Source organism: Leptolyngbya sp. FACHB-8, from assembly GCF_014695575.1.
Taxonomy (GTDB): Bacteria; Cyanobacteriota; Cyanobacteriia; order Elainellales; family Elainellaceae; genus Vacuolonema.
In genome coordinates, this window is the sequence record NZ_JACJOO010000069.1 from 23,818 (window position 1) to 37,104 (window position 13,287).

A 13,287-nucleotide genomic window follows, 5' to 3' on the forward strand; every position below is an offset into this window, starting at 1 on the left:
CGTAAAAATAACCCATAAAACCTCATGAATTCTCAGCCCGGCTATCAGCGAGAATCCTTGGGAAATCATGGTATTGCGCCTTTGGGATTAGTGCTATGACCTGTAGGAACACGGAGATCAACCGTATTTCCTGTGATCTGGATCTCAAGTTGTGACATCCATCCGGCCTACAATTAGGTCACTTTCAGTACAACAACGGATTCTGCCCCCAATCCAGAAAATCAGCAATTGATCACCCAGTCCTCGGTTACGGTCATTGGCCCTAGCCCTATTTCACCTGCGAATGTTCCTGAAAATGTATGGATGTCAACGTTGCTTTAGAGTTTACTGAAAACCTAATTTTTAACCAGACCGGCAAACATTTGAGTGATCTGGAACGAGATATTTTCATTGGTTCCTGGCAACAGAAAACCTATGAGGAAATCTACCCCAGTAATCCTGAATATGTCGAGAAATACGTGGGTTACAAATTCTGGCAAAAATTATCTGCGGCTCTCGGAGAGAAGGTGACTAAAAAGATGTTCCGGGGGGCGTTAGAGCGCGCTTTCAGTCAAACCTCATCTGTTACTGAAGGTAGTCCAGCCATTCCAATTCCTTCAGAACAGCGAGTTTTCATCAGCTATCAGCATCAAAAGCCCGATATTCAGTTGGCTCAAGCCTTAAAAGAGGCGATCGCCGCCGAAGGCTACTCCGTCTTCCTCAACCCTGATCCACCCGCGGATTCAGCTAAAGACTGGCTCACCCGTCTCAATACCCATCTGTCCCGCTGCCACTATTTTCTGGTGTTACTCTCACCTCAAGCTGTTTTCAGCGAAATGGTTCTCGAAGAACTGCGGCGGGTCAAAGAGTTGCAGGAACTCCAGGGCAACCAAATCCCCACTGTTCTCGCCATTCAGATCAACTGCCCTCCCAACATGCCTCTCAATGTCGAACTACAAAACTACCTGAGCACCGCCCATCAATGGTCCTGGCGTTCCCCCCAAGACACCCACTTCATCATCAAAGACATTCTCACAACCTTGGGCAGCGATTCAACCAACAGTTCACACCTGCTCCCCGCTCCCTCTTGCTCCCCTCCCCCTCCGCTCCCCTACTCCCCGGCCCCCTTACCCCCCTACCCTGTCGCTGACCCCGAAGTTCCCCAAGGGCAGGTACGGTTAGACTCGCCGTTTTATGTGGAGCGATCGCCCTACGAAGCCCAGTGCTACCGCGAAATCATGGAGCCTGGCACACTGATTCGGATTAAAGCCCCCCGGCAGATGGGCAAGACCTCTCTCATGTCGCGTATTTTGGAGCGATCGCGAGAGCGAGGGTTGCTCACCGTTCCCCTCAGTTTTCAGCACGCCGATAAAGCCGTCTTTGAGAACCTCAATCACCTGCTGCAATGGTTTTGTGGCCGAATCGCGCGGCGTTTGCACCTGCCCTATAGCGTCGAGCATGTCTGGTCAGACACCTACGGCAGCAAAGACAACTGCACCGCTTACTTTGAGGATTGTTTGCTGTCCGAAATCGAAACCCCGCTAGTGCTGGCGCTCGATGAAGTGGATCGAGTATTTCAATATCCCAAGATTGCTGACGACTTCTTTGGGCTATTGCGGGCCTGGTATGAGGAAGCGGGCTACGGCAGCAGTGATAGCCAGCTCTGGGAAAAGTTACGGCTAATAGTAGTGCATTCCACAGAAGTCTACATTCCGTTAGACGTGAACCAATCGCCCTTTAATGTAGGGTTGCCGATTGAGTTATCAGAATTTAGCGCAGCTCAGGTGCACGACTTGAGTTTGCGGCATGGACTGAATTGGTCGTCTCGGGAGGTTGAGCAGCTGATGCAGATGGTGGGAGGGCATCCCTATCTCGTGCGGGTGGCCCTCTACCACATTGCCCAGCAACAACTCACCCTGGACAAACTGCTCGAAACGGCTCCTACAGAAGCGGGCGTCTATGGCGATCACCTGCGACGGCATTTGTGGAACTTACAGAATCATCCAGACTTAGCAACAGCCTTTCAACGGGTGGTGACGACGGATGAGCCTGTAGAGTTAGCATCCATGCTGGCATTCAAATTACATAGCCTGGGCTTGGTGGAATTAATGGGCAATGAAGTAATCTCCCGTTTTCAGTTATATCAGCGATATTTTCGCGATCGCATCCTCAATTAATTCCTGTTCGCTTCCTCGTCACTTTTAACATCCTATGTATTACACCTATAAGGTTGGTGGGCATTTACCGGTCAATGCACCCAGCTATGTGGTTCGACAGGCTGACCATGACCTCTATGAGGGCCTAAAATCCGGGGAATTTTGCTATGTCTTAAATTCCCGGCAAATGGGCAAAAGCAGCCTGCGGGTACGGGCGATGCATCAGTTGCAAGCCGAGGGAATTGTGGGAGTGGCGCTCGATTTAACCCGCATTGGCAGCCAGGATATTACGGCTGAGCAGTGGTATGCCGGACTGATGCGCGGCCTGGTCAGAGCTTTGCGCTTGCCATTGGACTTGAAAAGCTGGTTGCACGAACGGGAATTTTTGCCCCCCTTACAGCAGCTAAGCGAGTTTATTGAGGAGGTTTTGCTGGAATGTGTATCCGGCAAAATCGTTATCTTTATCGACGAAATTGACAGCATGCTCAGCCTCAATTTTCGAACGGATGACTTTTTTTCGTTTATTCGCAGTTGTAGTGAGTACGATCGCCTCACCTTCGCTCTCTTAGGCGTTGCCAGCCCCTCCGATTTAATTCAAGACAAGCACCACATCCCCTTCAATATTGGCCGAGCGATCGAACTCCACGGGTTCCAACTCTCCGAAGCAGAACCCCTAACTTGGGGCCTGGAACCCAAGTCAAGTAACCCCCACGCGGTACTCGAAGCTATTTTGGATTGGACTGCGGGGCAACCTTTTCTAACACAACGACTGTGTCAACTAATTGCATCCTCTGAGGAATTTATTCCAGCCGGGAAAGAAGCTGATTGGGTGCAGCAACTGGTGCAAAGCCGACTGATCGACAACTGGGAAGCGAAGGATGAACCGCCCCACTTAAAGAGCATTCGCGATCGCCTCCTCCGCATTAGCCAACGCCATCGTGGCCTTCTCGACACCTATCAGCAAATCCTCAACCGGGGCGAGATCGAAGCCTCTGACACATCTGAGCAGATGGATTTGCGGCTGTCGGGCCTGGTGGTAAAACACGGTGGCAAACTGGAAATTTCAAACCGGATTTATGCCGCAGTTTTTAATCAAGCCTGGGTTCATAAAGCGCTGATTGATCTGAAAGCTGACTTTATGGAAGTGGTCGCTGACCAGGAGAAGAAACTGCTTTCTATGCTGAATGTCATGGAAGGGAAGGATTTTGCCGAAGTCCTCCACCAAATTCTCGGCTCCATTACCCTCCGTTTAGGAGAACTGCTGAGCGTCGATCGCACCACTATCTTCTTCATTGATGAGGAGAAGAATGATATCTGGTCAATCATCGCCTGGTATGAACGGAGTGATGAACCCGAAATTCAGGTCATTGCCAACAAAGGAAACGAAGGACAGGTTACGTATTTTCGCAACATGGTCAAGGGTTCCTTCCAGTTCGACAGTGAGTGGGGCGATCGCAAGGAAGCCCAGGTAGCAGACGGGAGCTATCAGGTACACAGCAATTTTTTGTTTCCGTTGTCGAGCGATCGCAAAAATCTCTTCGCTGTCTTGCAGTTGGTGAATAAATTAAAGCGCTTCACCTATCCCGAAGCGCCTCTAAGGGAACGGGTTAACCCTCAAGGGTTCACCAAAGCCGACGAAAAGCAACTGGAGGAATATGCCCCGGCCATTCTCAATATTCTGGCCCGCTGCCAGGAGTGTTACAAGCTCACCCAACGCTTGCAAGCATCCGAAGCCCTAACCGAAGCCACCCGCTCTATCTCCCAGAGCAGCCTCGATTCCGATGAGATTATTCGCCGGGTTATGGAGGCGGCCAAAAAGCTGATGAACGCCGATCGCACCACCCTCTGGCTTCTGGATCCATCCAATAACGAGTTGTGGACAAAAATTTTGTTTGAGGATGGCACAGAAAGAGAAGTCCGCATTGGTGTGGGGCAGGGTTTTGCGGGGATGGTGGCCAAAACAAAAGAGCCGCTAAACATTCCCTTTGATCTCTACGATCACCCCGATTCCGAAACCTCAAAACTCACCGATCAAAAGACGGGCTATCGCACCTGTAGTTTGCTCTGTATGCCTGTCTGGAGCCCCGATGGCGACCTGTTAGGCGTCACCCAACTCGTCAACAAACGCAAGCATGGCGATTATCCCGACTATGACCCCGCCGATTGGCCCGAAGCCCCAGAGTGCTTTAATGCCAGCTTTGACACCAACAGCCAGAAGTACATGCAAATCTTCAACGCCCAGGTCGGCGTCGCCCTGCAAAATGCCAAGAAATTTGCCGAAATTAGAGAACAGAGCCAAAACCAGCCCCACAACATCGTGACGCAAACCCTCACTCTGTTAAATCAGGTGATGGATAACCAGGGCTTCGATGACATCCTCGACACTACATTGCGATCGATCACGCTGAAAATTGGCCGCTCCCTCCGAGCCGATCGCACCACTATCTTTCTCCTGGATGAGGAGCGGCAGGAGTTTTGGTCAATTGTAGCGGAGTCGGATGGGAGCGATCGCTCCCTGGAAATTCGCGTTCCTGCCCAGAAAGGCATCGTTGGTGAAGTTGCCCGCTCCCAACAAGTGATCAACATCGGCTACGACTTCTACGACGACCCCCGCTCCGCCACCGCCAAAGAGCAGGACAAGCGCAATCGCTACCGCACCTACACCATGCTCGCCATCCCCATGTTCAACGAGCAGGGCGACCTCATCGCAGTTATTCAACTGCTCAACAAACTCAAATTCACCCCCGATCCCACCGCTTCCTTAGAAAACAAAATCGATCGCCAAGGCTTCAGTCAGGCCGACGAAGACCAATTCTTCGCCAACGCCCCCATGATCCGCATGATCCTGGAAAGCTTCTTCTCCTACCACAAAACCGCCCGAGGCCGACGTGTCGCCGCCACCCTCATGGCCGCCACCCGCTCCGTCAGCCAGGGCAGCTTAGAACCCGAAGATATTGTGCAACGCGTTATGGACGCTGCAAAAGAGCTGATGAATGCCGATCGCAGCACGCTTTGGGTACGCGATCGCGACGCCCATGAACTCTGGACAAAAATCCCCTTCGGAGACGGCACCCTTCATGAAATTCGTATCCGCGTTGGAGAAGGCTACGCCGGAAAGGTTGCCGAAACCGGCAAACCTATCAACATCCCCTTTGACCTCTACGACGACCCTAATTCCGCCAAATCACAAGAAACTGATCACCGCACCGGTTACCGCACCTGCAGCCTTCTCTGCATGCCCGTCCTCAACCCTGACGGCGAACTCATCGGCGTCACCCAACTGATCAATAAACGTCGCCCCGGCGAATTTGATGAAACTCCCCTAAGCTATAGCCAACCCGTACCCGACTGCTATCAAATCAGCTTCACCCAAAGCGACCAGAAGTACATGGAAATCTTCAACAACCAGGCCGGAGTCATCCTGCAAAACGCAGAACTCCTAGCCGCCGTCAAACGCCAGGAAGAAGCCCTACGCTATAACCGCAACACTTCCTCCATATAACCGACCTCCGCTCCCATTAGGCTCCTGTGTATACCCAAGCTACCGGTTCTAGCGATCGCCCTCAAACCCACACCCCCAGCCCTTTCCCAAGAGAGGAGAGATCGAGCACATCACTATAACCCCACCCAAACCTGATTCAAACCCCACAGATGCGAAGCGGCCCAACACCACCCCTGCAAAACCTCCTTGTCTAGGGGGTCTGGGGGAGGGACGCCCGTCCCCCAGTCGGGAGGTTTGGAGGGCGACGCGCCTCCAAGCAGGGTTTTCGCTATTCATCACAATCTTCAAACACCAACACCCTCAAGCTTCCGCATCAAAGGTACTCCAAAGCCCAAGGAAAGAGGCGCATTACGCTCCTTTCCTTAGGCTTTAGAGCGTTTTGGTCGTGCAAACCACGCCCAAAACGCTCGTTTGCGATCGCCTAAGACTCACCCGCCTCAATTCGGCTCTTCGCTTCCTTCTCAAACCAAGCCAACACCTGCTGAATCGTCAACGACTCAATATCCGTATTAAACTCCTGCGCCATCAACCGCAAAGGCCGCAACGACGCCATCACCAATTGCAAAAAGAACCCCTTGAAATTGCTATCAAACCCCTTCTCCGGGTCTAAATTAGGATCTCGGCTAATCCAAGCCCCAATCTGCTGAGCATTGAGATCCGCGATCGCCATCCCCTCCTCCTGCGCCACCTGCTTTAGGGACCGCAACGCATACACCGCCACCCGAGCCGAAAAGCGATCGCGCGACGGCAACAACGACTGGTCAATCTCCAAACACTCCTCAGTCGTCAAAAACTCTGGAGCCGCTGGTTGAGCATCCATACTTCGTTCCCCACAAAATAACGTTCCAGACGAGATCAGTGTAGCGCTTCAGATTAAACCCATAATTCTGTGGGAGGGAGGTAGATATAATCCACCTCCCTCCCACAGAATTTTTTCTATTTTTCTTGAATCAAATATCCACAACGATGCTCACCATTTGCCAACCAGTGAGTCCGCTCAACCTTACACCCCTGCAGCGCAATCTGAAACATCTCCAGCTCATGACCGCAAACGCTGGGAAACGACTCCGCAATTTGGGAAATTGCGCAGTTGTATTCCGTCACGATAAAAGCTGGAGCTGGCAGATTCTCTAGATTCTCTGGCTCAACTCGATGCCACTCCGCCATATACCCCTCAGCTCGCCGCAGATCTACCAGCTTCGCTACCCGCTCCTGTAAAGAGCCTGTACCCACGAGTTGCTGATATTCCTGAGCCTTACGCTCCCACTGCTTACGGAGGATATCCTTCATCTGGTCCTTACCGACCGTCTCGGCAAGAGTATCCAGTAAAGACAGAGCAAAGTTGTCGTATTGGTCAGGGAGGCGATCGCGCCCCTTCTTACTCAGCTGATACACATAGTTGGGCCGCCCCATGCCAACCTGAACCGCATGGTGCTCCACCAACTCCTCCTCGGTCAGGTCTTTCAGATGACGACGTACGGCTTGAGGGCTAATGTCAAAATGCTCAGCAAGCTCTTGAGAACTGGCCTGGCCCTGCTTGGCCAAGTAGTGAAGAATGTCTTGCTTTGTGGAAGGGTGTTGCGTCGCTGTCATCGTCTTACCAGAGACCTGTCCAGGAAAGGCGGCAAAAACAATCAGCCAAAAAAATACTTTGACAACTGTTTTGTTGCTAAATTAGCCTACAATTGAGTTAAGCAACGAGCAAGTTGTTTTAATTATAGAAGTTATTGACGGTTCTGTCGCCCGATCCCCAATGAGCACCGAAACGAACACCACCCAAGCTACCGATAAAAGCCTCGAAGCTATGCGGCATTTCTCTGAGCAGTATGCCAAGCGGACAGGCACCTTCTTCTGCGTCGATCCGGGCGTTACCGCCGTTGTGATCGAAGGGCTGGCCAAGCATAAGGATGAATTGGGCGCACCCCTCTGCCCCTGTCGCCACTACGAAGACAAAGAGGCCGAGGCCGCCGCTGCTTACTGGAACTGCCCCTGCGTTCCTATGCGTGAGCGCAAAGAGTGCCACTGCATGCTGTTCCTCACCGAGGACAACGACTTCGCGGGCGACAAGCAAGAAATCACCTTCGACGAAATTCGCACCATTACCGCCCAGTACTAGGGTCTGTCTTACAAGTTATTTTGCGTGAAGCGCGAAAATAACACTTTCAGCGAGAGACATTTTCTAGGTCGCATCTGGGGTAGCCCGACGGAACTGGAACACTTTTCCATCCATTACGTGCCTAATCTGTTGAGAGAGAATCCATGACGGCATCAGTCAAAACCCTCGTCAATCAACCCTACAAGTACGGCTTCGTTACTGACATCGAGTCCGATGTCATTCCTGCTGGCCTCAGTGAGGATGTCATTCGGCTGATTTCGGCCAAGAAAAACGAACCCGAATTTATGCTGGAGTTCCGGCTTAAAGCCTACCGCCAATGGTTGAAGATGGCCGAGCCAAACTGGGCAGAAGTGGGCTACCCAAAAATCGACTACCAGAAAATCATCTACTACTCCGCTCCTAAGAAGAAGGAGAAGCTGAACAGCCTGGAGGAAGTCGACCCCACCCTGCTCGAAACCTTTGAGAAGCTGGGCATTCCCCTCTCCGAGCAAAAGCGGCTATCCAACGTGGCCGTAGACGCTATCTTTGACAGCGTCTCCGTCGCCACCACCTTCCGCGAAAAGCTGGCGGAGCAAGGCGTTATTTTCTGCTCCATCTCCGAGGCGTTGCAGGAGTATCCTGACCTGGTTCAGAAGTACCTGGGCAGCGTCGTACCTGTAGCCGACAACTACTTCGCAGCCCTCAACTCAGCGGTGTTTACAGACGGTTCCTTCGTCTACATTCCCAAAAACACCAAGTGCCCAATGGACCTGTCCACCTACTTCCGCATCAACAACGGCGAGTCGGGACAGTTTGAGCGCACGCTGATTGTGGCCGAAGAAGGCAGCTCCGTCACCTACCTGGAAGGCTGCACCGCCCCTATGTTCGACACCAATCAGCTCCATGCCGCTGTAGTGGAACTGGTCGCCCTCGACAACGCCGAAATCAAATACTCCACCGTTCAGAACTGGTACGCCGGAGACGAGAACGGCAAAGGCGGTATCTACAACTTCGTCACCAAGCGAGGTCTGTGCAAGGGGGTCAACTCCAAAATCTCCTGGACGCAGGTAGAGACGGGTTCCGCTATCACCTGGAAGTATCCCAGCTGTGTACTGGTAGGCGACAACTCCGTGGGTGAGTTCTACTCGGTAGCATTGACCAACAATATGCAGCAGGCCGACACGGGCACCAAGATGGTGCACATCGGCAAGAATACCCGCAGCACCATTATCTCCAAGGGGATCTCGGCTGGCCGTTCGAAGAATAGCTATCGCGGTCTGGTCAAAATCGGTCCTCAGGCCGACAATGCTCGCAACTACTCCCAGTGCGACTCCATGCTGATTGGGGATACCGCAGGAGCCAACACCTTCCCTTACATTCAGGTGCAGAACAGCAGCGGTCGGGTTGAGCACGAAGCATCAACTTCCAAGATCGGGGAAGACCAGTTGTTCTACTTCCAACAGCGCGGCATTGCTATGGAAGATGCGATCTCGATGATGATCAGCGGCTTCTGTAAGGACGTGTTCAGCCAGTTGCCGATGGAGTTTGCGGTAGAAGCCGATCGCCTCCTGGCGCTAAAGCTAGAAGGCAGCGTTGGGTAACTTCAGATGCAGACGCTCCTGGTTAGTCATGTGACGTTACGGGATCTGCGGCAGCTGTTTGGTTTACAGCCTGCCGCAGACCTAGATTCCTCCCCCAGGCAAGTGTCTGCACTCTCTGCTTTTCCCGACACCGGAAATTATTGTTGCCTGAATGTTGGCAAACTCACATCTCAATTGTCCTTGCTCCGATATGGTAATGACGAGCATTACAGTTATGTTCGTCAAGATCGTCAAAGATCGTACTCAACAGTATGCAATTTCCTGTGAATTTGCCACGTGAAATTTGGGGAATGAGCTATATCAAGTTCTTCAAATTCTTAAAAAAATTGCAGAAATACCTTAGGCTGTTCGCCGTTTCTGTTGATGAATTGATGTTACTCCAAGTATTTGCCAGAGGACTCTAACCGTGATTCGCGAGAACAGTGATGTAATTCTTTCCGTTAAGGATTTGACTGCGGAGGTGGATGGTAATTCCATTCTCAAAGGCGTCAATCTGGAAGTACGGGCTGGAGAAATCCACGCCATTATGGGCCTGAACGGCTCCGGTAAGAGCACGCTGTCAAAAGTACTGGCAGGGCATCCGGATTATGAAGTAACTGGGGGTTCTGTCAGCTATCTGGGCGAAGACCTGTTTGAGTTGGAAGCGGAAGAGCGATCGCGCCAGGGCATCTTCCTCGCCTTCCAGTACCCTCTAGAAATCCCCGGTGTCAGCAACCTTGACTTCTTGCGTGTCGCCTACAACGCTAAGCGCAAGCAAGCCGGAGAAGAAGAACTGGATGCCTTTGACTTTGACGAACTGGTACGCGAGAAGTTGGGCGTCGTGAAAATGGATCCCTCTTTCTTGAACCGTAGCGTTAACGAAGGTTTTTCTGGTGGTGAGAAGAAACGCAACGAGATTTTGCAAATGGCTCTGCTGGAGCCACGCTTGGCAATTCTGGACGAGACGGATTCTGGTCTGGACATTGACGCACTGAAAATCGTTGCTGAAGGCGTAAACACCTTATCCAACGAGAACAACGCTTTGTTGGTGATCACCCACTATCAGCGTTTGCTGAATTACATCGTGCCGGATTATGTGCATGTGATGGCCAACGGTCGCATTATCCGCACGGGCGGCAAGGAATTGGCGCTGGAGTTGGAAGAGCGCGGGTATGACTGGCTGACGGCGGATACCGCAGCAGCAGTTTAGGGCGATCGCACAACCACGGGAGACGCAGGTAGGAATCAGAGGGAAAGGAAGCCGTGATGACGATTCAAGTATCACCAGAAATCGATGGGGGACGCTTCAGATCAGCGGAGAAGCGGGAAGCCTATTTGGGCCGGTTGCTAGAGCTATCTCAAGCCAATCAACCCCTTGTGGAAGGCTTGGGTGAGTTGCGGGAACGTGCGGCTACCCTCGTCAAAGAGCGGGCTTTCCCCACTACCCGCGACGAAGAATGGCGGTTCACCGACCTTTCTTCCCTCCTGGAGATCACGCTAGGATCAATCAGTAGCATCCAGATTGATTCGCTAGACGACTACCACCTGTCCGACGCTGCAAATCGTCTAGTCTTTGTGAATGGGCAGTTTTTTCCCGCATTGTCTGCCATTTCTGAGCTTTCCCCTGGCGTTTTCGTTGGCAACCTGACCTCTGTTCCCGATGCCATTCAGGAGCGGATCTTTTCCCGCCTGGGCCAACAACCCGGCACTGAGGAAGTCTTCACCGCCCTGAACACCGCTGGACTGAGTGATGCAGCCGTGGTTTACGTTCCCAAAAATCAGGTGGTCGAGACTCCTATTCACCTGTTGTTTGTGACCATTGGGGAACAGCCGGTAATTGCCCAGCCTCGTGGTCTAGTCGTAGCCGAGCCAAACAGCGCCGTAACGCTGATTGAAGAGCACATCACCTTAGGAACCAGTGCTTCCTTGACCAACAGTGTTCTAGAAATTTACCTCGACGAGAATGCTCAGGTGAACCACACTCGGGTTCAGGGGCAGGCTACCACGGCCTATCACGTGGGCAAAACCGCTGTGTCTCAGGCTCGTACCTCTCGCTATGTAAATCAATCTATTGATTTTGGTAGCCTGCTTTCCCGGCACCACTTGGAGATCTATCAGACGGGAGAGCAGACCGAGACGATTCTGAATGGACTGACCTTCATTCGGGGTGAACAGGTGGGAGATACCCATAGTGCGATCGCCCTCACTCAACCCCACGCCCACACCCGCCAGCTCCACAAAACCATTGTGGATGACCGCGCCCATGCTATTTTCAATGGAAAGGTATTTGTGTCCCAGAAGGCGCAGATGACGGATGCGGGGCAGCTGAACCGAAACCTGCTGCTATCTTCGAAAGCCCGCGTCGATACGAAGCCACAGCTCGAAATCGTGGCCGACAACGTGAAGTGCACCCACGGCGCAACAGTGGGTCAGCTGGATTCCAATGAGGTGTTTTACCTGCAAAGTCGCGGTATTGATGCGGCCAGCGCCCGGAACCTGTTGATCTACGCCTTTGCTTACGAAATCCTCGATACGGTTCCATCGGAGTCGCTGAAGCAGCGATTGCTGCGGCAGTTGGCGCTCGGCTCTACCGCTCCTAAGGGAATCGCCCGCTAATCCCTCCACCCTCTCATCACCCATCCCTACCATGACACTCGCTCAAGCTCGTACCCTGGCATCTCTGGTTCGCCAAGACTTCCCGATTCTGCATCAGGAAATCCATGGCAAGCCGCTGGTTTACCTGGATAACGCTGCCACCTCACAAAAGCCCAAGGCAGTGCTGGATGCGGTGCGCTCTTACTATGAGTACGACAACGCCAACGTCCATCGGGGTGTTCATACTCTGAGTTCCCGCGCGACCGAAGCTTATGAGGGAGCCCGAGATAAAGTTGCCGCTTTCGTCAACGCCAACTATCGGGAAGAGATCATCTACACCCGCAATGCCAGCGAAGCCATTAACCTGGTGGCTTACTCTTGGGGCATGACGACACTGCAAGCCGGGGATGAAATCATCCTGACGGTTATGGAGCACCACAGCAACCTGATTCCCTGGCAGTTTGTGGCGCAGAAGACGGGAGCAGTGCTCAAGTTTGTCGAGTTGACCGACACCCAGGAGTTTGATCTGGAGCAGTACAAGTCGCTGCTATCGGACAAGACCAAGCTGGTATCGGTGGTGCATGTATCCAACACTCTGGGTTGTATCAACCCGGCGAAAGAAATTACGGCCCTGGCTCACGGGGTTGGCGCTAAGGTACTCATCGATGCCTGCCAGAGCCTTCCCCACATGCCCGTAGATGTGCAGGATATGGATTGCGATTGGCTGGTGGGCTCAGGTCACAAGATGTGTGCGACCACGGGCATTGGCTTCCTCTACGGCAAGCGAGATTTGCTGCGGGCTATGCCACCGTTCCTGGGTGGCGGTGAGATGATTGCGGACGTGTTCCTCGATCACTCTACCTATGCGGATCTGCCTCACAAATTTGAGGCGGGAACTCCAGCCATTGGAGAGGCGATCGCCCTCGGTGCAGCCGTTGATTACCTCACCAACATCGGCATAGACAAAATCCACGCTTACGAGCAGGAACTCACTCTGTACCTGTTTGAGCAACTGAACCAGCTTCCCGAAGTCACCATCTACGGTCCTCAACCCAATGAGGATGCCAGCAATCGGGCTGCTCTGGCCTCATTCACCACAGGTGCCGTGCATCCCCACGACCTTTCCACCATCCTCGATCAGGCGGGGATTGCGATTCGGGCAGGGCATCACTGCACCCAACCCCTGCACCGTTACATCAAGGCCCAATCCACCGCACGGGCCAGCCTCTACTTCTACAACACAAAGGAAGAGGTTGACGTGTTTATCAAGGCACTGAAAGAGGCGATCGAGTTCTTCGGCAGCATCTTTGGATAAGCTCTGAATATGGAGAAAAGCCCCCTATGTTCTCAAACACAGGGGGCTTTTCTTCTTGAGTAAGT

Annotated in this window: 9 protein-coding genes; 7 read left to right on the forward strand and 2 right to left on the reverse strand. The window is 52.7% G+C overall.

Features of this window, described 5'->3' with window-relative positions; translation table 11 throughout:
* The first annotated feature begins 299 nt into the window (after positions 1-299).
* Both H6F91_RS18630 and H6F91_RS18635 read left to right on the forward strand, forming a co-directional pair.
* A complete protein-coding gene (locus H6F91_RS18630) occupies positions 300-2,156 on the forward strand; it encodes an AAA-like domain-containing protein (RefSeq protein WP_190775330.1) in 1,857 nt (618 codons plus the stop codon).
* Between the two features lie 34 nt (positions 2,157-2,190).
* Entirely contained in the window at positions 2,191-5,637 is a 3,447-nt protein-coding gene (locus H6F91_RS18635) for a GAF domain-containing protein (protein ID WP_190775331.1), read from the forward strand.
* A 421-nt stretch (positions 5,638-6,058) separates the two neighbouring features.
* Here H6F91_RS18635 and H6F91_RS18640 read toward each other — a convergent pair whose 3' ends face one another.
* Both H6F91_RS18640 and sufR read right to left on the reverse strand, forming a co-directional pair.
* Positions 6,059-6,457 carry a hypothetical protein gene (locus H6F91_RS18640; protein ID WP_190775332.1) on the reverse strand — a complete coding sequence of 133 codons (399 nt, stop codon included), beginning with the start codon at positions 6,455-6,457 and terminating at the stop codon, positions 6,059-6,061.
* Between the two features lie 116 nt (positions 6,458-6,573).
* Positions 6,574-7,230 (reverse strand): iron-sulfur cluster biosynthesis transcriptional regulator SufR, encoded by a 657-nt coding sequence (gene sufR / locus H6F91_RS18645; protein WP_190775333.1) that lies wholly within the window; start codon positions 7,228-7,230, stop codon positions 6,574-6,576.
* A 160-nt stretch (positions 7,231-7,390) separates the two neighbouring features.
* Here sufR and H6F91_RS18650 point away from each other — a divergent pair, with 160 nt between their 5' ends.
* The 5 genes from H6F91_RS18650 to H6F91_RS18670 all read left to right on the forward strand — a co-directional run bounded on the left by H6F91_RS18650 (position 7,391) and on the right by H6F91_RS18670 (position 13,222).
* Positions 7,391-7,753, forward strand: coding sequence for a ferredoxin-thioredoxin reductase catalytic domain-containing protein (locus H6F91_RS18650; RefSeq protein ID WP_190775334.1), 363 nt, complete (start codon positions 7,391-7,393; stop codon positions 7,751-7,753).
* 143 nt (positions 7,754-7,896) lie between these two features.
* Entirely contained in the window at positions 7,897-9,333 is a 1,437-nt protein-coding gene (gene sufB, locus H6F91_RS18655; protein ID WP_190775335.1) for a Fe-S cluster assembly protein SufB, read from the forward strand.
* A gap of 406 nt (positions 9,334-9,739) precedes the next feature.
* A complete protein-coding gene (sufC, locus tag H6F91_RS18660) occupies positions 9,740-10,522 on the forward strand; it encodes a Fe-S cluster assembly ATPase SufC (protein ID WP_190775336.1) in 783 nt (260 codons plus the stop codon).
* Between the two features lie 56 nt (positions 10,523-10,578).
* Positions 10,579-11,928, forward strand: coding sequence for a Fe-S cluster assembly protein SufD (sufD, locus tag H6F91_RS18665; RefSeq protein WP_190789426.1), 1,350 nt, complete (start codon positions 10,579-10,581; stop codon positions 11,926-11,928).
* A 31-nt stretch (positions 11,929-11,959) separates the two neighbouring features.
* A complete protein-coding gene (locus H6F91_RS18670; protein ID WP_190775338.1) occupies positions 11,960-13,222 on the forward strand; it encodes a SufS family cysteine desulfurase in 1,263 nt (420 codons plus the stop codon).
* Positions 13,223-13,287: the final 65 nt, after the last annotated feature.

Bases quoted from the DNA above. Each gene is read 5' to 3' on its own strand.
- H6F91_RS18630 (WP_190775330.1), top strand. From the start codon at position 300: ATGGATGTCAACGTTGCTTTAGAGTTTACTGAAAACCTAATTTTTAAC.
- H6F91_RS18635 (WP_190775331.1), top strand. From the start codon at position 2,191: ATGTATTACACCTATAAGGTTGGTGGGCATTTACCGGTCAATGCACCC.
- H6F91_RS18640 (WP_190775332.1), bottom strand. From the start codon at position 6,457: ATGGATGCTCAACCAGCGGCTCCAGAGTTTTTGACGACTGAGGAGTGT.
- sufR (WP_190775333.1), bottom strand. From the start codon at position 7,230: ATGACAGCGACGCAACACCCTTCCACAAAGCAAGACATTCTTCACTAC.
- H6F91_RS18650 (WP_190775334.1), top strand. From the start codon at position 7,391: ATGAGCACCGAAACGAACACCACCCAAGCTACCGATAAAAGCCTCGAA.
- sufB (WP_190775335.1), top strand. From the start codon at position 7,897: ATGACGGCATCAGTCAAAACCCTCGTCAATCAACCCTACAAGTACGGC.
- sufD (WP_190789426.1), top strand. From the start codon at position 10,579: ATGACGATTCAAGTATCACCAGAAATCGATGGGGGACGCTTCAGATCA.
- H6F91_RS18670 (WP_190775338.1), top strand. From the start codon at position 11,960: ATGACACTCGCTCAAGCTCGTACCCTGGCATCTCTGGTTCGCCAAGAC.